The 19,888-nt window shown below is 71.3% G+C and carries 15 protein-coding genes and 2 pseudogenes; 15 read left to right on the forward strand and 2 right to left on the reverse strand.

Annotated elements, in window-relative coordinates:
- Positions 1–27 precede the first annotated feature (27 nt).
- From BIV01_RS03045 to BIV01_RS03065, 5 genes and pseudogenes are all read left to right on the forward strand, one after another.
- Positions 28–774: an ABC transporter ATP-binding protein gene (locus BIV01_RS03045; protein ID WP_139199189.1), complete on the forward strand. Its 747-nt coding sequence runs from the start codon at positions 28–30 to the stop codon at positions 772–774.
- Positions 771–2,201 carry an FtsX-like permease family protein gene (locus BIV01_RS03050; protein WP_083413732.1) on the forward strand — a complete coding sequence of 477 codons (1,431 nt, stop codon included), beginning with the start codon at positions 771–773 and terminating at the stop codon, positions 2,199–2,201. The genes BIV01_RS03045 and BIV01_RS03050 overlap by 4 nt, the downstream gene beginning before the upstream one ends.
- 411 nt (positions 2,202–2,612) lie before the next feature.
- Complete coding sequence (gene leuA, locus BIV01_RS03055; protein ID WP_071301889.1) at positions 2,613–4,382, forward strand: 2-isopropylmalate synthase; 1,770 nt, start codon at positions 2,613–2,615, stop codon at positions 4,380–4,382.
- Positions 4,383–4,657: 275 nt separating this feature from the next.
- A pseudogene (recO, locus tag BIV01_RS03060) lies at positions 4,658–5,380 on the forward strand (DNA repair protein RecO); the annotation flags it as partial.
- A gap of 200 nt (positions 5,381–5,580) precedes the next feature.
- On the forward strand, positions 5,581–6,378 hold the full coding sequence (locus tag BIV01_RS03065) for an isoprenyl transferase (RefSeq protein ID WP_071301890.1): 798 nt from the start codon (positions 5,581–5,583) through the stop codon (positions 6,376–6,378).
- A gap of 75 nt (positions 6,379–6,453) precedes the next feature.
- Here the strand turns inward: BIV01_RS03065 and BIV01_RS03070 are convergent, their stop codons facing one another.
- Positions 6,454–7,380 (reverse strand): LysR family transcriptional regulator, encoded by a 927-nt coding sequence (locus BIV01_RS03070; RefSeq protein ID WP_071301891.1) that lies wholly within the window; start codon positions 7,378–7,380, stop codon positions 6,454–6,456.
- Between the two features lie 70 nt (positions 7,381–7,450).
- Here BIV01_RS03070 and BIV01_RS03075 point away from each other — a divergent pair, with 70 nt between their 5' ends.
- From BIV01_RS03075 to BIV01_RS19630, 4 genes are all read left to right on the forward strand, one after another.
- On the forward strand, positions 7,451–8,500 hold the full coding sequence (locus tag BIV01_RS03075; RefSeq protein WP_071301892.1) for an aminotransferase class V-fold PLP-dependent enzyme: 1,050 nt from the start codon (positions 7,451–7,453) through the stop codon (positions 8,498–8,500).
- A 114-nt stretch (positions 8,501–8,614) separates the two neighbouring features.
- The gene (locus BIV01_RS03080) at positions 8,615–10,000 is read left to right on the forward strand and encodes a glycine--tRNA ligase (RefSeq protein ID WP_071294830.1); all 1,386 of its coding nucleotides are present in this window, start codon (positions 8,615–8,617) and stop codon (positions 9,998–10,000) included.
- Positions 10,001–10,180: 180 nt separating this feature from the next.
- On the forward strand, positions 10,181–10,915 hold the full coding sequence (locus tag BIV01_RS03085; RefSeq protein ID WP_070418705.1) for a DsbA family oxidoreductase: 735 nt from the start codon (positions 10,181–10,183) through the stop codon (positions 10,913–10,915).
- Positions 10,912–11,082 (forward strand): hypothetical protein, encoded by a 171-nt coding sequence (locus tag BIV01_RS19630; RefSeq protein WP_175473623.1) that lies wholly within the window; start codon positions 10,912–10,914, stop codon positions 11,080–11,082. Before BIV01_RS03085 ends, BIV01_RS19630 begins: the two co-directional genes overlap by 4 nt.
- A gap of 7 nt (positions 11,083–11,089) precedes the next feature.
- Here the strand turns inward: BIV01_RS19630 and BIV01_RS03090 are convergent, their stop codons facing one another.
- Positions 11,090–11,572: an aminoacyl-tRNA deacylase gene (locus BIV01_RS03090; RefSeq protein ID WP_071301893.1), complete on the reverse strand. Its 483-nt coding sequence runs from the start codon at positions 11,570–11,572 to the stop codon at positions 11,090–11,092.
- A 47-nt stretch (positions 11,573–11,619) separates the two neighbouring features.
- Between BIV01_RS03090 and dusB the strand changes: the two genes are divergently transcribed.
- The 6 genes and pseudogenes from dusB (at position 11,620) to BIV01_RS20470 (ending at position 19,887) form a co-directional block, all read left to right on the forward strand.
- Positions 11,620–12,792 carry a tRNA dihydrouridine synthase DusB gene (dusB, locus tag BIV01_RS03095; protein ID WP_070418707.1) on the forward strand — a complete coding sequence of 391 codons (1,173 nt, stop codon included), beginning with the start codon at positions 11,620–11,622 and terminating at the stop codon, positions 12,790–12,792.
- Entirely contained in the window at positions 12,789–14,078 is a 1,290-nt protein-coding gene (locus tag BIV01_RS03100) for a deoxyguanosinetriphosphate triphosphohydrolase (RefSeq protein WP_071294833.1), read from the forward strand. Before dusB ends, BIV01_RS03100 begins: the two co-directional genes overlap by 4 nt.
- 150 nt (positions 14,079–14,228) lie before the next feature.
- Complete coding sequence (gene dnaG, locus BIV01_RS03105; RefSeq protein WP_071301894.1) at positions 14,229–16,157, forward strand: DNA primase; 1,929 nt, start codon at positions 14,229–14,231, stop codon at positions 16,155–16,157.
- A 922-nt stretch (positions 16,158–17,079) separates the two neighbouring features.
- Complete coding sequence (locus tag BIV01_RS03110; RefSeq protein WP_071301895.1) at positions 17,080–18,696, forward strand: ABC transporter substrate-binding protein; 1,617 nt, start codon at positions 17,080–17,082, stop codon at positions 18,694–18,696.
- A 243-nt stretch (positions 18,697–18,939) separates the two neighbouring features.
- A pseudogene (locus BIV01_RS20465) lies at positions 18,940–19,038 on the forward strand (hypothetical protein); the annotation flags it as partial.
- 183 nt (positions 19,039–19,221) lie between these two features.
- Positions 19,222–19,887 carry an ABC transporter permease gene (locus BIV01_RS20470; protein WP_441294372.1) on the forward strand — a complete coding sequence of 222 codons (666 nt, stop codon included), beginning with the start codon at positions 19,222–19,224 and terminating at the stop codon, positions 19,885–19,887.
- The last annotated feature ends 1 nt before the right edge of the window (position 19,888 follow it).

A 19,888-nucleotide genomic window follows, 5' to 3' on the forward strand; every position in this document is an offset into this window, starting at 1 on the left:
TGGGTCCGATATTGAAATACTGGACGCATGGACATGCAATCGATCATCCGTCTTGACCGCGTTTCGAAGCACTACGGCGATGCCGTGCGGCGGGTGAGGGCGTTGGACGATGTGAGTGTCGACATCGGTGCGGGGGAGTTCACGGCGGTGATGGGGCCGTCGGGTTCGGGGAAGTCGACGTTGATGCACGTCGCGGCGGGGCTCGACCAGGTGTCGTCGGGTCGGATCTGGATCGACGGGGTGGACGTCACGGGGTTGGGTGACAAGGAGTTGACGGAGTTGCGGCGTCGTCGGTTGGGGTTCGTGTTCCAGTCGTTCAACCTGGTCCCGACGTTGGACGTGGCGGAGAACATCCGGTTGCCGTTCCTGTTGGGTGGGCACAAGGTGACTCGTGAGGAGTCGGCGTGGATCGATCGTCTCGTCGAGATGCTGGGGTTGGGGGATCGGTTGTCGCATCGTCCGCACCAGTTGTCGGGTGGGCAGCAGCAGCGGGTGGCGATCGCGCGGGCGTTGGCGTCGCGGCCGGCGGTGGTGGTCGCGGACGAGCCGACGGGGGCGTTGGATTCGCGGACGGGTCGTGATGTGTTGCAGATCTTGCGGGGTGCGGTGTCGGAGTGGGGGCAGAGCGTGGTGATGGTGACGCATGATCCGGTGGCTGCGGCGAATGCTGATCGGATCCTGTTCCTGGCGGATGGTCGTGTGGTGGGGGATCGTCCGGCGATGGATGCCGCGGCGATCTCGACCACGATGCTCGGCATGGAGACCGCAGCGTGAACGGGCAGCACCGTGCGCGCCGCTCCCGGCGATGGTCCGTCCCGACACGAGCGCTCGCGGACAACGGCGGTTCGGTCGTCGTCGCCGTCCTCGCTGGCACCTTCGGTGGAGTGGTCGTCGCGGCTGCTGAGCTCGCAGGGCGGATCCTCGACGCGGGAGCGCGCACCGGCCAGAGCGGCACCGTCGCAGTCCTCCTCCCGCTGGCGGCGTGGGTCTTCTTCGGCGTCGCACTCTCCGTCGCGTCGGTCGTCACGGTGAACACATGCGGGACCGCGATGGCAGGTCGGACCCGGGTGCTCGCGCTCGAACGACTGCTCGGCGGGTCGGCGTCGCTGCTCCGCCGACGGCTGACCCGTGCCGGCGCGGTCGTCGGGATCATCGGGGCGTTGGCCGGGGTGCTCCTCGCGCTCGCGCTGGCGAACGTGGGGGTCGTCGTGGCGGGGTCGACCGGCATCGTCGAGGACTCGAGTCCGCTGGTGCCCCTGCAGTCCCTGGTCGTGTGGGTGACGGTCGCGGGCGCCGTGGTCATCGCGTTCCGGATCGGGTCCCGTCGGGTGCTCTCGCTCGCGCCCCTCCAGGCGCTGGGGTCGACGGTCGAGTCCGAGGTCTCAGCGCGCACGAATCCGTGGCGCACGGCGGTCGCGGTGGTCCTCTTCCTCGGGGGCTGGATCGGTGTCGCCGGCTCGATCGTCCTCGGAGCGACGTCGTACCTCGCCGTGCTGCTCGCCGTCGCGGCGGGGGCGGTCTCGTTCGCCGGTCTGGTGCTCGGGTCGCCGGTCGTCCTGCCGCCCGTCCTCCGACTCGTGGCCGCGGTCGGCCGGTTCCCGATGGCGATGCTCGCGGGCCGCAACGCCCTGCGGTCGCCGGCGCGCGCCTCCCGGGCCGCCGTCGGGCTCCTCATCGCGGTCACCCTCGTCGTGACGTTCTCGGTCGGGCTCGCCACCTACGAGGCCATGCTCGTCCGACAGGTCGACGGCGACCCGGTCTACTACCGCGGCATCCATGATCAGTTCGTCGCGCTCTCGACGATGTTCACCGTGCTGATCGGTGGTGCCGGCGTGATCGCGGCGGCAGGTGTGGTGAACGTTTCGTCGATGACCGTCGCACAACGCAGGCAGGAGTTCGGACTGCTTCGGACGCTCGGTGCGACCCGGCGTCAGGTGGCCGTGATGGTCACGGTCGAGACGGTGGTCATGGTGACGGTGGCGCTGGTCCTCGGCGTGCTCCTCGGTGTCGGCTACGGCTGGGCCGGCGCGTACTCGATCCTCGGGACGACGCAGGGAGCAGCGCTGATCGCGCCCGTCTTCCCGCTGTCGGCCGTCGCGGTGGTCGTGATCGGGACGCTCGCGGTCGCGCTCTGGTCGGTGCTCGGTCCGGTGCGGCGTGCGATGCGGGTGCCGCCGACGGAGGCGCTGGCGGTCGACTGAGACGCCGCTCGCGGTCGCTCGGGTCGCACGGGTCGCACGTTCGGTCGCTCGGGCCGGCCGAGGTCGCACGTTCGGTCGCTCGGGCCGGCCGAGGTCGCACGTTCGGTCGTTCGGGTCGGCCGAGGTCGCACGAAGTGTCGCTCGCGGTGCCTGCGGGCGACGGTTCGTGCGACCTCGACGCCCCGGCCGCGGCACGTCGTGCGACCTCGGACCCCGGGCCCCGGGTCGTGCGACCTCGGCGCCCCGCGACGGCTCGCTCTGTCACACGGACCGCCGCCGGTGCTACCGTGGACTCGATGTACTCGGCGCTCCTCCTCCTTCGCTGCCGCGACGAGGCCTGACACAACGGCCCACCTCGTCGCGGAGTCCGTCGTGGCCTGACCCACACCTGACGACGAAAGCGACGAAACGATGCAGAACACCCAGCGCCCCTCCGGGATGCCGATCCACAAGTACGTCCCGTTCCACGACCAGATCCGTGTCGACCTCCCGGACCGCACCTGGCCGACGAAGCGCATCGACGAGGCACCGCGGTGGTGCGCGGTCGACCTGCGCGACGGCAACCAGGCCCTGATCGACCCGATGGACTCCGAGCGCAAGCGCGCCATGTTCGACCTGCTCGTCCGCATGGGCTACAAGGAGATCGAGGTCGGGTTCCCGAGCGCCTCGCAGACCGACTTCGACTTCGTCCGCTCGCTCATCGACGAGGGCGCGATCCCCGACGACGTCACGATCCAGGTGCTGACTCAGGCGCGCGAGCACCTCATCAACCGCACGTACGAGGCGATCGACGGCGCGAAGCAGGCCATCGTGCACCTGTACAACTCGACGTCGATCGTCCAGCGCGAGGTCGTGTTCCGCACCGACGTGCAGGGCGTCGTCGACATCGCGGTGTCCGGTGCGAAGCTGTGCCGTGCGGCCGAGGCGACCCTGCAGCACGACACGAAGGTGTTCTACGAGTACTCGCCCGAGTCGTACACCGGCACCGAGCTCGAGGTCGCGGTCCAGATCTGCAACGCCGTGCTCGAGGTCTTCGAGCCGACGCCCGACCGCAAGGTGATCATCAACCTGCCGGCGACCGTCGAGATGGCGACGCCGAACGTCTACGCCGACTCGATCGAGTGGATGTCCCGCAACCTGGCCCACCGCGAGGACGTCATCCTCTCCCTGCACCCCCACAACGACCGTGGCACCGCCGTCGCGGCCGCGGAGCTCGGGTACATGGCCGGCGCTGACCGCATCGAGGGCTGCCTGTTCGGCAACGGTGAGCGCACCGGCAACGTCGACTTGGTCGCACTCGGCATGAACCTGTTCACGCAGGGGATCGACCCCGAGATCGACTTCTCGGACATCGACCAGATCAAGCGCACGGTCGAGTACTGCAACCAGCTGCCGGTGCCGGAGCGCCAGCCGTGGGCGGGCGACCTCGTCTACACGGCGTTCAGCGGCTCGCACCAGGACGCCATCAACAAGGGCTTCGAGGCCATGAAGGCCAAGGCCGCGGCCGCCGGCAAGGACATCGACGAGATCGCGTGGGCGGTGCCGTACCTGCCCGTCGACCCGAAGGACATCGGTCGCTCGTACGAGGCCGTGATCCGCGTCAACTCCCAGTCCGGCAAGGGCGGCGTCGCCTACCTGCTCAAGACGGACCACTCGATCGACCTGCCCCGCAAGCTGCAGATCGAGTTCTCCGGGGTCGTGCAGCAGCGCACCGACGCCGAGGGCGGCGAGTTCTCGTCCGAGCGCATCTGGGACCTCTTCCGCGACGAGTACCTGCCCGCGGCCGACGAGTCCGACAAGTGGGGCCGCTACGAGATCACGAAGACGGCGACGTCGAGCGACTTCGACGGCACGACGAAGCTCTCGGTCGCCCTGCGCGTCGACGACGGCTCGATCACGTCCGACGCCGTCGGGACGGGCCCGATCGACGCATTCCTCACGGTGATGCGGGACCAGGGCGTCGACGTGACGCTCTACGACTACTCGGAGCACACGATGAGCGCCTCGGGTGACGCGCAGGCCGCGTCCTACGTCGAGCTCGACGTCGACGGTGTCCGGCTGTGGGGCGTCGGGATCGACGCCGACATCGCCACAGCGTCGCTCAAGGCGATCGTCTCGGCGGTCAACCGCGCGGTGCGCGCGGGGGCTGCGTCCGGCGCGTCGGAGCTGGTCTCGGCGTAACGCGTTCCGTCCAGGAGGCGCGGTGCGGGTCCGTCCCGCACCGCGCCTCCTGTGCGTGGTCGCGCTGGTGCGTGCGTGCGCGCCGCGTGCGGGACGTTTCTGTCCCGCTCGGCGGTGGCGAGCGGCGCCTTCCGCCCGCTCGGCGGACGTGAGCGGCGTGTCGCGCCCGCTCGACGCCCGCACGCCCGCCCGCCCGCCCGATCGCACGCCGCGAACGCTCGTGCGCCGCGAGCAGCGCGGCGCGGAGCGTCGGTGGCGCGGGGGATACTGGACCAATGCCGCTGTACCGGGACGAGTGCGTCGTGTTGCGTACCCACAAGCTCGGTGAAGCCGACCGCATCGTCACGATGCTGAGCCGGCAGCACGGCAAGATCCGGGCGGTGGCGAAGGGCGTCCGGCGGACCGCGTCGAAGTTCGGGTCCCGGCTCGAGCCGTTCATGGTCGTCGACGCCCAGTTCTACGAGGGCCGCTCGCTCGACATCGTCACGCAGGCCGAGTCGCTCGGTTCGTACGGCGCGCAGATCGTCGCCGACTACGGGGCCTACACCGCCGCCAGCGCGATGGTCGAGACCGCCGACCGCCTGAGCGAGGCGGACGCCGGACTGCAGCAGTACCTGCTCCTCGTCGGGGCGCTCCGGTCGCTGGCGCGCGGCGAGCACGTGACGAGTGCGACGCTCGACTCGTACCTGTTGCGCGCGATGAGCATCGCGGGGTGGGCGCCGTCGTTCCGCGACTGCGCGGTCACCGGCGAGCCCGGGCCGCACTCGGCGTTCGTCGTGCAGCTCGGCGGCGTGGTGGCGGACCACGCGGCGCCTCCGGGGACACCGCGGCTCGACCCGGACACCCTGCAGCTCCTGGGCTCCCTGCTCGCCGGCGACTGGAGCACGGTGGACGCGTCGGACGAGCGCACACGCTCCCGGGCGTCCGGCGTGGTGGCGGCGTACGCCCAGTGGCACCTGGAACGATCGCTCCGGTCGCTGCCGCACGTCGACCGCACCGAGCACCCGTCCCCGGTCCATCCGACACCGGGTGGTGTGCCCGCCGCGGTTGCCGCGACCCCGGCACCCACGCTGCCGGAGCCCCCGGACCCGTCCGGCAACGCGACCGGCAACGCAACCGACCACGCGCCCGGCAACACGCCCGGCAACGCGTCCGACCACGCGCCCGACCAGCCGTCCGACCACGGAGGAACCCCTGCATGAGCCCTCGCCGGTACGCCGAGTCCGAGCCGCTGAAGCCCGTCGACTGGACGGGTGAGCACCCTCCGGCGATCCCGCTGCAGTTCGTCCCCGAGCACGTCGCGATCGTGATGGACGGCAACGGCCGCTGGGCGAACCAGCGCGGCCTCACCCGGGTCGAGGGGCACCGCGCGGGCGAGGCGTCGCTCCTCGACGTGGTCGCCGGCGCCGTGCAGATCGGCGTCAAGCACGTCTCGGCGTACGCGTTCTCGACCGAGAACTGGAAGCGCTCACCCGACGAGGTCCGCTTCCTGATGGGCTTCAACCGCGAGGTCCTGCACCGCCGCCGCGACCAACTGAACGCGTGGGGGGTCCGGATCCGGTGGGCGGGACGTCGGCCGCGGCTCTGGCGCAGCGTGATCGACGAGCTGCAGACCGCCGAGCGCATGACCGCCGACAACGACGTCTGCACGCTGACGATGTGCGTCAACTACGGCGGTCGGAACGAGATCGTCGACGCGGTGCGGGGCATGGCCGAGGACGTCGTGGCCGGGCGCCTCAAGCCGAGCCAGGTCACCGAGAAGGCCCTCGCGAAGCGGCTGTACGTGCCGGAGCTGCCGGACGTCGACCTCTTCCTGCGGAGCTCGGGGGAGCAGCGGACGTCCAACTTCATGCTGTGGCAGTCGGCGTACGCCGAGATGGTGTTCCTCGACCGGCTGTGGCCGGACTTCCGTCGCACCGACCTGTGGGGAGCGATCGAGCAGTACGCGCGCCGCGATCGACGGTTCGGCGGGGCGGTGGACGCACCGACGGCCTGACAGGAGGCGCGGGGCGGCGCCGACCCGCGCCTCCCGTCCGACGGTTCCCGGCTCGACCGAGCGCCCGCCTCCGGCTCAGCCGAGCAGGTGCGCCGCGCCGCGGACCGCGTCGAGCGCGGCGCGGACGCTCGGCACCCGGTCCGCGCCCCGTGCCACCACCACCTCGACGCGCCGCGCGAGCTCGTCGCTCGCCGGCGTGACCGAGACGCCGGGCGGCACCACGGTGGTCGTGAGCGCGAGGCGGGGGAGCAGGGCCACACCGAGGCCCGCCGCGACCAACCCGACGACCGCCGCGGCGTTGTCCGTCTCGAGGACGACGTCCGGGGTGAAGCCGGAGGCGGCGCACGACGCGAGCAGGTGCCCTCGGCAGCGCGGGCACCCGCCGATCCAGCGCGCCTCGCGGAAGGCGGCGAGGTCCGCGACTGAGTCGGCACCGTGCGCGGACCCGCTCAGTGCCGGGGCAGGCGTCACGAGGGCGAGCGGGTCGCGACCGAGCACCCCGGTCGTGAGCGTCGGGTCGGCGCCGACGTCGTCGCCCTGCAACGCGTGCGAGAACGTCAGCGCCACGTCCACCTCGCCGCGGCGGAGGAGCTCGACGGCCTCCGGCGGTTCGGCCTCGACGTACGAGGTCACCACCCCCGGGCTCGTGGCCGACATCGCGGCGAGCACCGGCGGCACGAGGGTCGACGACGCGCTCGGGAACCCGGCGATCCGCACCCGTCCGCGGGCGAGGCCGCCGACGGCGTCGAGGTCCTCCTGCGCTGCCGCGAGGGCCGCCTGCACGGCGAGGGCGTGGTCGGCGAGGACCCGTCCCGACTCGGTGAGCGTGACGCCGCGCGCTCCGCGGAGCACGAGCTCGTGGCCCGTCCGGCGTTCGGCGCGGGCGAGCAGCTGGCTCACCGCGGGCTGGCTGTACCCGAGGGCGGCGGCCGCGCGGCTGATCGAGCCGGCGTCACGGACGGCACGCAGCACGCGGAGGAGTTGGGGATCGAGGTCGTCCACAACGTCATGTTATGGGGGATCGAAGAAGCCTGCCCTGGTGTGATGGGCGACCCCGCGCCACCGTGGAGGCATGGACTCCTTCGTCGACGGCTCCGGCTACCTGGCGGCCTGCACCGCCGGACTCCCCACGCGCGGCACGCTCGCCGCCATGCGCGCCGACCTCGACGAGTGGGAGCACGCCGCGTCCACGCCGGTCGCGTACGGCGCGCTCGTCGAGGAGGGCCGCTCGCTCTTCGCGCGGATCGTCGGCGTCGACCATGCACGGGTCGCCACGGGGTCGCAGACCTCCGCCATGGTCGCGGTCGTCGCCGCTGCGCTGCCGGACGGCGCCGAGGTGGTCGTCCCCGACGGCGACTTCAGTTCGCTCGTGTTCCCGTTCCTCGCCCAGGCGCACCGCGGGGTCCGGGTCCGGAGCGTCCCGCTCGCCTCCCTCGCCGACGCGGTGCGGCCCGGGACGTCCCTCGTCGCCTGGTCCGCGGTGCAGTCGTCGAGCGGCGTCGTCACCGATCCGGAGCCGGTGCTCGAGGCGGCTCGGACCGTCGGCGCGCTCACGCTGTGCGACCTCACGCAGGCCGCCGGCGTGCTCCCGGTGGACGCGGCCCGGTTCGACGTGACGGTCACGCACGCGTACAAGTGGCTGTGCGCGCCGCGCGGGGTCGCCTTCTCGACGTTCTCGGACGCCGCGCTCGAACGGCTCCGCCCCGTGCAGGCCGGGTGGTACGCGGGCGCCGACGTGTGGGCGTCCTGCTACGGCCCAGCGATGCGGCTCGCCGACGATGCGCGTCGGTTCGACGTCTCGCCGGCGTGGCAGGCATGGCCGGGCGCGGTGGCTGCGCTCCGGCACGTCGCCGCGCTCGATGCGACGTCGTCCTGGAGGCACGCCACGCGTCTCACGGACCGGCTCGCCGACACGGTCGGGTCACCTCGGAGCGGTCAGGCGATCACGACGTTCGCGGACGCCGAGGGCGCGGCCCTCCGGGCCCTCGCGGCAGCCGGGATCACCGCGAGCGGGCGGGCCGGTCGGCTCCGGCTGGCGTTCCACCTCTGGAACGACGAGGACGACGTGACGCGCGTGGCGGACGCGCTGGGCGCGGTGGACGGCTTCAGACCGGAGGGGTGAGGCGCGTTCTCCACAGGGACCGCGCCTCCCGTCCGCCGAGGCCCGTGGGGCCGGTACGCTTGCCCGGTACGTTTCCGAACCGGGCACCCAGCTCGGCGACCTCTGGAGCATCCCGTGGCACAGTCCTCCCGTCTCGACAGCGTCATCGCCCTGGCCAAGGGCCGTGGCTTCGTCTTCCAGTCGGGGGAGATCTACGGCGGATCGCGCTCCGCATGGGACTACGGGCCCCTCGGCGTCGAGCTGAAGGAGAACATCAAGCGGCAGTGGTGGCAGCGGTTCGTCCGCGGCCGCGGTGACATGGTCGGCCTCGACTCGGCCGTGATCCTGCCGCGCAAGGTGTGGGAGGCGTCCGGGCACGTCGCGACGTTCACCGACCCGCTCGTCGAGTGCCTGCACTGCCACCACCGGTTCCGCGAAGACCACCTCATCGAGGCGTTCGTGGCGAAGAAGGACCGGCAGCCCGAGGGCGGCATGGCCGAGATCGCGTGCCCGAACTGCGGTACCCGCGGGCAGTGGACCGAGCCGCGCGAGTTCTCCGGCATGCTCAAGACCTACCTCGGCCCGGTCGAGTCGGAAGAGGGCCTGAACTTCCTCCGCCCCGAGACCGCGCAGGGCATCTTCGTGGACTTCGCGCAGGTCGTGACGACCAGCCGCATGAAGCCCCCGTTCGGCATCGGCCAGGTCGGCAAGGCCTTCCGCAACGAGATCACGCCCGGCAACTTCATCTTCCGGACGCGCGAGTTCGAGCAGATGGAGATCGAGTACTTCGTCCCGCCGGCCTCCGCACAGGAGCACTACGAGCAGTGGATCGCCGACTCGGTCGCGTTCTTCACCGACCTCGGCATCGACCCGGAGAACCTGCGGCGCTTCGACGTCCCGGACGGGGAACGCGCGCACTACTCCGACGCCACCGCCGACATCGAGTACCGCTTCGGGTTCGCGGGCACGGAGTGGGGCGAGCTCATGGGCGTCGCGAACCGCACGGACTTCGACCTGAACAACCACATCGAGTCCTCCGGCAAGGACCTCCGGTACTTCGACCAGGCCGCGAACGAGAAGTACGTGCCGTACGTCATCGAGCCGTCGTTCGGTCTCACCCGCGCGCTCATGGCGTTCCTGCTCGACGCCTACCACGAGGACGAGGCGCCGAACGCGAAGGGCGGCGTCGACAAGCGCACGGTCCTGCGGCTCGACCCGCGGCTCGCTCCGGTCAAGGCCGCCGTCCTGCCGCTGTCCCGCAACGAGCAGCTGTCGCCGGTGGCGCGCGGCCTCGCGGACGACCTGCGCAAGTACTGGAACGTGGACTTCGACGACGCGGGGGCGATCGGCCGTCGCTACCGTCGCCACGACGAGATCGGCACGCCGTTCTGCATCACGGTGGACTTCGACACGCTCGAGGACAAGGCCGTGACGGTGCGCGAGCGCGACACGATGTCGCAGGAGCGGGTGGCGCTCGACCAGCTGCAGGGGTACCTCGCGGCGCGGTTGCTCGGCGCGTAGGCGCGGCGCGGCCGGCGCGGCGTCGCGCGGCGGCGGCGCTGCCGGGTCGAACCACGGATCCGACATCGAACCGGGCCTTGGCCGTGGTTCGGTGTCGGATTCGTGGTTCGACGGAGTGACAGCGGGCGCGGGCCGGGGCAGCGCGGGAATGCGGCTGCGGCGGCCCCGGTTGCGACCAGCATGAACGACTCTGTGAAGGTCGATGTCTGGTCGGACATCGCCTGCCCCTGGTGCTACATCGGCAAGCGGAAGTTCGAGGCCGGCGTCGCCGCCTTCGCCTCGACCCCGAACGGCGCCCCGGTCGAGGTCGAGTACCACTCCTTCGAGCTCAGCCCCGACACCCCCGTCGACTTCGAGGGCACCGAGGCCGAGTTCCTCTCCGGCCACAAGGGCATGCCCGTCGAGCAGGCGCAGCAGATGCTCGACCAGGTCTCCGGCATCGCCGCGAGCGTGGGCCTCGACTACGACTTCGAGTCGATGCACCACACCAACACGGTGAAGGCACACCAGGTCATTCACCTGGCGAAGGAGCAGGGCAAGCAGCTCGAGATGGTCGAGCGCCTCTTCGCCGCCTACTTCGAGCGCGGTGAGCACGTCGGTCAGGACGAGTCGCTGGCGTCCCTCGCGGCCGAGGTCGGTCTCGACCCGGACGAGGTCCGCGCCACGCTCCGCGACGACTCGCAGCTCGCGGCCGTCCGCGCCGACCAGGCGCAGGCGCAGTCGTACGGCATCAACGGCGTCCCGTTCTTCGTCATCGACGGCAAGTACGGCGTCTCCGGCGCGCAGGACCCGGCTGCGTTCGAGCAGGTGCTGACGCAGGTCGTCGCCCTCCGCGGGACGACCCCGTCGGACGTCGCCGAGGCCGAGCAGCGGTCCGCCGAGGACGCGGCAGCAGACGCGGAGGCGACCCGATGACGGACGTCCGCGTCGACGGCTCGGCCGAGCCGCGCCTCCAGTCCGACGGCCAGGAGGCGCGACCCGCCCTGCTCACGCTCGTCACGCCCGGCGGTGCGCCGGTGTGCGAGGGCGACTCGTGCTTCGTGCCCGGCGCCGAGGGCGTCTGGACCGAGGTCCCCGACTGAGCGGGTGCTAGCGGACGGGTTCCTCGTCGGTGATGTCGGCGACCGTCGCGTCGTACGCCGCGACCAGGTCGTCGGCGTCGACGAAGGCGCTCGCGCCGTGCCGACCGGCGCCGAGGGCGACCCGGCGTCCGACGATCCGCTCGTCGGCGTAGACCGGCAGGTCGCCGGTCGCGCCGATGGGCGTGATGGTGCCGCGTTCGTAGCCCGAGGCCTCGAGCGCGGTGGCGGCGTCGGGCATCGAGAGCTTGTTGACGCCGACGACGGTGCGGAGCTTCTTCCAGGCGATGGCACGGCCACCGGGCACGAGGGCGAGCAGGAAGCCGCCGTCGTGCCGCTTCACGACGAGGGTCTTCACGATGTCGCCGGGCTCGATGCCGAGCAGTGCGGCTGCCCCGTGCAGGGAGTCCGCGGCGGGTCGCTCGACCACGTCGACCCGGAGCCGTCGGGCCCGTGCGTCGGCGTCGAACCTGGTGATGGCGTCGGTCGTCATGTGGAGAACGCTACCGGCGTGCACCGACGTGGGAAGATGGGAGACGTATGACGATCACTGACGCACCCGGGACGGCGACCCGTCCGGCGAAGCCCCTGCGCATCGGCCCCATCGAGGTCGACGTGCCGGTCGTGCTCGCGCCGATGGCGGGCATCACGAACATGGCCTACCGCCGGCTCTGCCGCGAGTACGGCGCCGGCTTGTACGTGTGCGAGATGATCACCTCGCGCGCGCTCGTCGAACGGACCCCCGTGTCGATGCAGCTCATCCAGCACCACGAGTCCGAGACCCCGCGGTCGATCCAGCTGTACGGCGTCGAGCCGAACACGGTGGCCGAGGCGGCGACGATCCTCGTGGGCGAGGACCGCGCCGACCACATCGACCTCAACTTCGGGTGCCCCGTGCCGAAGGTCACGCGCAAGGGCGGGGGAGCGGCCCTGCCCTGGAAGCTCGACCTCTTCAAGGAACTCGTCACGAAGACGGTCCGCGCCGCCGGGGACGTGCCCGTCACCGTGAAGATGCGCAAGGGCATCGACGGCGACCACCTCACGTACCTCGACGCCGCCCGCATCGCGCGGGACGCCGGCGTCGCGGCCGTCTCCCTGCACGCCCGCACCGCCAACGAGCACTACTCGGGCCACGCGGACTGGTCGGCGATCGCGACGCTGAAGGAGACCATCACCGACATCCCGGTGCTCGGCAACGGCGACATCTGGTCCGCTGCCGACGCGCTCCGCATGGTCGACGAGACCGGGGCGGACGGCGTCGTCGTCGGGCGCGGGTGTCTCGGCCGGCCGTGGCTGTTCGGCGACCTCGCGGCGGCGTTCCGCGGCGAGGGGCTGCGCTACATGCCGTCCCTCGGCGAGGTGGCGGTGGCGTTCAAGCGGCACGCCGAACTGCTCGTCGAGTTCTTCGGCAGCGAGGAGCACGGCTGCCGCGACGTCCGGAAGCACGTCGCCTGGTACTTCAAGGGGTACCCGATCGGCGGCGACGTCCGGTCCGGGCTCGCGATGGCGTCCAGCCTGCAGGAGATCGACGACCTGCTCGGGCAGCTCGACCACGACGCTCCGTACCCCGGTGCCGACGCCGAGGGGCCCCGAGGTCGTGCGGGCCACCCGAAGCGCACCGCCCTGCCCGACCGCTGGCTCGAGTCGCGCGACGTCGACAGCGAGTTCCGCAAGGTCCTCGCCGCCGCCGAGCTGCACCACAGCGGCGGATGAGCGCCACGAGTTCGTACGGGCCGGCCGACGCCGAACGCTGGCTGCCCGAGACCCACGGCAACCGTCGGTCCGACTTCGCCCGTGACCGCGCCCGGCTCCTGCACTCGAGCGCGCTCCGACGGCTCGCCGCGAAGACCCAGGTGCTCAGTCCGACGACCGGGCTCGACTTCGCCCGGAACCGCCTGACGCACTCGCTCGAGGTCGCCCAGGTCGGCCGCGAGCTCGCCGACTCGCTCGGCCTCGACCCCGACGTCGTGGACACCGCCTGCCTCGCGCACGACATCGGGCACCCGCCGTTCGGCCACAACGGCGAGACGGCCGTGAACGCGTGGGCGGCGGGCATCGGCGGGTTCGAGGGGAACGCGCAGACGCTGCGGCTCCTCACCCGGCTCGAGCCGAAGGTGTACGGCGCCGAGCCCGAGGACCACCGTCCGTACGGGCTCAACCTCACGCGGGCATCGCTCGACGCCAGCTGCAAGTACCCGTGGCCGGCAGCCCAGGGCGTGTCCGAGGCGTCGTCCGGCCGCACCAAGTTCGGCTTCTACGACGACGACCACGACGCGTTCGAGTGGCTCCGTGCCGGTGCTCCCCGTCGGCAGCGCTGCATCGAGGCGCAGGTCATGGACCTCTCGGACGACATCGCGTACTCGGTGCACGACTTCGAGGACGCCGTCGTCGCGGGCTTCATCGACGTCGCTGCACTGGGCGACCGCGTCGGCGAGAACGACATCGTGTCGGCCATGCACGCCTGGGTCGGCTCGGACCTCAGCCGCGACGAGCTGCTCGAGGCGTTCGACCGGCTCCGCTCGTTGCCGCTGTGGATGACCTCCTACGACGGGTCGCGACGAGACCTGGCGCGGCTGAAGAACCTCACCTCGCAGCTGATCGGTCGGTTCGCGCGGACGGCGACCGCGGCGACGCGGGAGTCCTACGCCTCGGGCTCCCTCGTGCGCTTCGCGGCGTCGGTCGTGACCCCGCCCGAGATCATCGGAGAGATCGCCGTGCTGAAGGGCATCGTCGCGGCGTTCGTCATGACGCAGGGCGATCGACAGCCGGTGTACGAGGACCAGCGGCGCATCCTGACCGAGCTCCTCGACGCCCTGGCGGCGAGCGGCAGCGCCGACCTCGAGCCGGGCTTCGCGGCGGACTGGCGTGCTGCGTCCGACGACGCCGGGCGGTTGCGGGCCGTGGTCGACCAGGTGGCGAGCCTGACCGACCAGGGCGCGCTGGCGTGGCACAAGCGGCTCGTGGTCGGGGACCGCGAGACGGTGCACATCCCGGTCTGACGGTCGGGCCCGGGTCACGTGCGCTTCGCCCTGGCCGCGACCCGCGGCGGGGCGGCGCCGGCGGGGCGGGGCCGAGCCGCGCCTCCTGGCCGTTGTCCACAGGTCTCGTGACGGTCGGCCGACGTCGGTCGCACGAACTAGGATCGAGGGGTGGCTGGGAGGATCGCGCGGAACGACATCGACGAGGTCCGCTCGCGTGTCAACATCGCCGACGTCGTCGGCGACTACGTGACCCTGAAGTCCGCCGGGGTGGGCTCGTTGAAGGGCCTCTGCCCCTTCCACGACGAACGCTCCCCGTCGTTCCACGTCCGTCCCCAGGTCGGGCGGTACCACTGCTTCGGCTGCGGCGAGGACGGCGACGTCTTCGACTTCGTCATCAAGCAGGACCACACGACCTTCCAGGAAGCCGTCGAGCGGATGGCCGCGAAGATCGGCTTCACGCTCCACTACGAAGAGGGCGACGGCCCCCGCACCGACTACAACGCCCGCGCGCGGCTCATCGCCGCGAACGAGGCGGCGCAGCAGTTCTACACCGCGCAGCTCACGACGGCGGCGGCCGAGCCGGCCCGGCAGTTCCTCGGTGAGCGCGGGTTCGACCCCGCGGCGGCACAGCACTTCGGCGTCGGCTTCGCCCCGAAGTCGTACGACGCACTGCGGGACCACCTGCGCGGTCGTGGGTTCTCGCTCGAGGAGATCGTCTCCGCCGGACTCGTCAGCCAGGGCGACCGGTCGCCGTACGACCGGTTCCGCGGGCGCCTCATGTGGCCGATCCGCGACGTCACCGGGGCGACGATCGGCTTCGGTGCGCGGCGGCTGCTCGAGGACGACAAGGGCCCCAAGTACCTCAACACGCCCGAGACCCCGATCTACCACAAGAGCCAGGTGCTCTACGGGCTCGACCTCGCCCGGCGCGACATCTCGAAGCAGAAGCAGGTCGTGATCGTCGAGGGGTACACCGACGTCATGGCGTGCCACCTCGCCGGCATCACCACCGCGGTCGCCACCTGCGGCACGTCGTTCGGCGTCGACCACATCAAGGTGCTCCGGCCGATGCTCGGCGACTCGGCCAGCCGCGACCTCTCGCAGCTCGGCAACATCGTCTTCACGTTCGACCCGGACGAGGCCGGGCAGCGCGCTGCCTCGCGGGCGTTCGCGGAAGAGAGCCGCTTCGCGTCGCAGACCTACGTCGCGGTCGCGCCGGGCGGGCTCGACCCGTGCGACCTCCGGCTGGCGCGGGGCGACGCCGCGGTCACGCGCCTCATCGAGACGAAGCGCCCGATGTTCGAGTTCATCATCCGTCGCCGGCTCGCCGCGCACGACATCGAGACGGCCGAGGGGCGCGTCGCCGGCCTCCGCGACGCCGCACCGGTCGTCGCGGGCATCCGCGACCGGACGCTCGCGACGGCGTACACGCGCGAGACCGCCAAGTGGCTCGGCCTCGACATCCCCGAGGTGCGTCGCGCGGTCGAGAACGCCCGGCAGCGCGCGGGCGCGTCGACGACCGACCACCGCTCAGGAGGCGCGGCTCCAGCCACGCACGCCGGCTCCGGTGGCGAGGCGGTCGCCGTCCCGGACGAGCCCGTGGCCGGGCTCCGACTCCTGCCGAGCGACCCGATCACCCGCATGGAGCGCGATGCCGTGATGGCGATGGTGCAGCAACCCGGGCACGTCGGAGCGCCGCTCCTCGGGTTGGCGGCGGCCGCGACCTTCTCGGCGCCGATGCTGTCCGTCGTGCGGGACGCCGTCGTGGCGAACGTCGACGCGATCGGCGCGGGGGACTGGCTCGAACGGTTGCTGCAGGACGTGCCGGGGCCGTTCCGTGGCCTCGTGCAGGAGCTCGCGCTCGCACCGATCCCGGCCCGCACCGACGAGGACCTGGCCATCTACGCGCGGAGCATCGTCGTCGCGTTGGTGGAGCGGGACCTGCTCGCGCGGAAGGCATCGCTGCTCGGGCAGTTGCAGCGGGCGGACCCGACGGAGCAGGCCGATCGGCGGGCGGAGATCCAGCGGCAGCTCGTGGACATCGACGCGCAGCGGATGCGGTTGCGCGCGGACGCCGAGGCGGCGGCGAACCCGTAGGCGGGTCGCGGCGCCCACCTGGCTGCCGTGCGGTCGGACGCCCGTGGTCGCCCGCGGTCGCCCGCGCGGGGTCGTTCGCCTGGGGTCGCCCGCGCGGGGTCGTTCGCCGAGGTCGCACGACGCGCCGCGTGCGTGTCGCCGAGGTCGCACGAACGGCCGTTCGGTAGCGCTCGGAGCGGCACTTCGTGCGACCTCGGCCCAGGGGCCAGCCACGCGCACGGGGTGGACCCGCGTGCGGTGGACGTGACCGGAGCTCCACCGGTGGATGCGGTGCGGACTGGCGCCGCGCCTCCAGGGTGCCGAGGTCGCACGACGCGCCGCCGGGCCGCCGCCGAGGTCCCACGAACGGCCGGCCGGGCTGCTCGGGGGCGGCACTTCGTGCGACCTCGGCGCTGTCGGCCGGGCGCCCTGGCGGCCCGCCGGGATGCCGAGCGGGCGGGACGCGCCGCGCGCGGCTCGGCGAGCGGGCGGAACATGCCGCATGCCGGGCGTGAGGGGTCCGTCTTTCGCCCGCTCGCGACCCGGCGAACCCGGCGAGCCGCCGAACCGGCGAGCCGCCGAGCCGGCGAACCACGCCGAACCCGCCGAACCGCCGCCGGCGACCTCGAGCGGGCGGAATGCGCCGGATGCCGTGCGCGAGCGGTGCGGACATCGCCCGCTCGCGCGCCGGGGCGCCCGGGGCCGCCGAGGCCGGCAGAGCCCCGCGTTGCACCGCGCAACAATCCTGCGCGACGCGCCGCACGGACACGCACGGATGATGCATCACGCGACGCGACCGTGCATTACAGCGGTGTAAACAAATCTCCCTCGGTTCGTGCAGTTCCGTGACAGGGTGATAGCAATGAGCGTTCCTGGCCGGGCACACAGTCGATCCACCTCCGGCCCAGGACCCTTGCATTCATCACCAAGAGAGGCATCGGACATGGCATCCGTGACCAAGTGGGGCAAGCGCGGCATCGCGCTCGGCGCCGGAGTGGCAGCGACGGCGCTGGTGCTCAGCGGCTGCGCGAGCAGCAGCGTGAGCGACACCGCCCTGAACGGCATCAGCATCGGGACGACCGACAAGATCACGTCGCTCGACCCGGCGGGCTCGTACGACAACGGCTCGTTCGCCGTGCAGAACCAGGTCTTCCCGTTCCTGATGAACACGCCGGTGGGCAGCCCCGACGTCAAGCCGGACATCGCGACCAAGGGCGAGTTCACGAACGACACCACGTACACGGTGACGCTCAAGAAGGGCCTGAAGTTCGCGAACGGGAACGACCTCACGTCGAGTGACGTGAAGTTCTCGTTCGAGCGCGAGCTGAAGATCAACAACGAGAACGGCCCGCAGTCCCTGCTCGCCAACCTCAAGAGCATCGACACGCCGGACGACACGACGGTCGTGTTCAACCTCGACCACGCCGACCAGACCTGGCCGCAGGTGCTCTCCAGCCCCGCCGGCCCGATCGTCGACGAGCAGGTCTTCTCGGCCGACAAGCTCACGCCGGCTGCGGACATCGTCAAGGGCAAGGCATTCGCCGGGCAGTACTCGATCAGCTCCTACAAGGAGAACGACACGATCCAGTACAAGGCGAACAAGAACTACGACGGCCTCCTGGGCAAGCCGAAGACCGACGAGGTCACGGCGAGCTACTACACCAAGGAGACCGACCTCAAGCTCGCCGTGCAGAAGGGCGACGTCGACGTCGCCTACCGCTCGCTGACGCCGACCGACATCGCCGACCTCCGCAAGGACGACAAGGTGAAGGTCACCGACGGCCCCGGCGGTGAGATCCGCTACCTGGTCTTCAACTTCAACACGCAGCCGTTCGGCGCGAAGCAGTCGGACGCCGACGAGACGAAGGCCCTGGCCGTGCGCCAGGCCGTGGCGGACGTCGTCGACCGCGAGAAGCTCGCCAAGGACGTCTACAACGACACCTACTCGCCGCTCTACTCGATGGTGCCGGACGGCCTCACCGGTGCCGCGAAACCCTTCGAGGAGCTCTACGGCGACGGCGACGGCGGCGCGGACGTCGACAAGGCGAAGGAGACCCTGTCGAAGGCGGGCGTCACCGGCAAGGTGCAGCTCGACATCCAGTACGCACCGGACCACTACGGTTCGACGTCGGACGACGAGTACGCCGAGCTCAAGACCCAGCTCGAGAACTCCGGCCTGTTCACCGTGAACATCCAGTCGACGGTCTACACGACCTACGCACAGGAGCGCACGAAGGACGCCTACCCGGTGTACCAGCTCGGCTGGTTCCCGGACTTCTCGGACGCCGACAACTACCTGTCGCCGTTCTTCACGAAGGACAACTTCGTGCAGAACCACTACGACGACCCGACGATCCAGCAGCTCATCTCCGACGAGCAGCAGGAGTCCGACAAGGACAAGCGCGCCGACCTCATCGAGCAGGCGCAGGAGCGTGAGGCGACGCAGATCTCGACGCTGCCGCTGCTGCAGGGCAAGTCGGTCGCCGTCGCGGCCAAGGACGTCAAGGGCCTGACCCTCGACTCCTCGTACAAGTTCCGGTACGCGACCCTCTCCAAGTAAGACCGGTTCCGGCCCACGGGGGCGTTCCCACGAGGAGCGCCCCCGTGACCGCGTCCCCAACGGCACCGAAAGGCACCCGTCCCCGTGACCCTCAGCACCCCAGAGGCGAGCTCGGAACTGGCCACCGACCCCACCAAGCCCGAGGCACAGCGCAGTGCCAAGAGCAGCGGCGGCGGACTCGGCCGGTACGTCCTCGTCCGGTTCCTCCTCATCTTCCCGACCGTCTTCATCCTGGTGACGCTCGTGTTCTTCCTGATGCGCGTCATCGGGAACCCGATCACCGCATCGGTCGGCGGCCGACTCACGCCGTCCCAGCTGCAGGAACGCCTGCACGCCGCGGGCTACGACCGCCCGGTCTTCGTCCAGTACATCGAGTACCTCGGCAACATCGTCCGCGGCGACTTCGGCACGACGGCCACCGACAACCGGCCGATCACCGAGATCATCGTCACGTACGGCGGCGCGACCGCCGAGCTCGTCTTCTACGCGCTCATCGTCGCGCTGCTGCTCGGCATCCCGCTCGGCATGCTCGCCGCGTACATGCGCGACAAGTGGCCGGACGTCCTGTTCCGCGCGCTCGCGATCCTCACCTACGCGACGCCGGTGTTCTTCGGCGGCCTGCTGCTCAAGCTCGTCTTCTCGGTGTGGCTCGGCTGGCTCCCGCTCGGCGACCGCGCGTCCACGCGGGTGTCGCTCGTCCTCGACGACATCCAGGGCGCGACGGGCATCTACCTCATCGACGCCCTGCGCACCGGCAACGCCCAGATCATCGGGGACGTGCTGGCGCACGCCGTCCTGCCGGCACTGACCCTGGGGCTCCTCACCGCTGGCATCTTCCTGCGCCTGGTGCGCGCGAACATGATCGGGACGCTCGGTTCCGAGTACGTCGACGCGGCCCGCTCGCGCGGCGTTCGGGAGGCTCGGCTCGTCCGCACGCACGCGTTCCGTCCCGCCCTCGTGCCGATCATCACGGTGATGGGACTCCAGATCGCCATGCTCCTGGGCGGTTCCGTCCTCACCGAGACCACCTTCGGGTGGCGCGGGCTCGGCTTCGAGCTCAACCAGTACCTGTCGGCCCGCGACTTCGTCGCGGTCCAGGGCATCGTCGCGATGCTCGCGGTGATCGTCGCGGTGACGAACTTCATCGTGGACGTCGTCGCGGCCCTCATCGACCCGAGAGTGAGGTTCTAGA

It is taken from the genome of Curtobacterium sp. MCBA15_013 (assembly GCF_001865095.1).
Lineage (GTDB): Bacteria > Actinomycetota > Actinomycetes > Actinomycetales > Microbacteriaceae > Curtobacterium.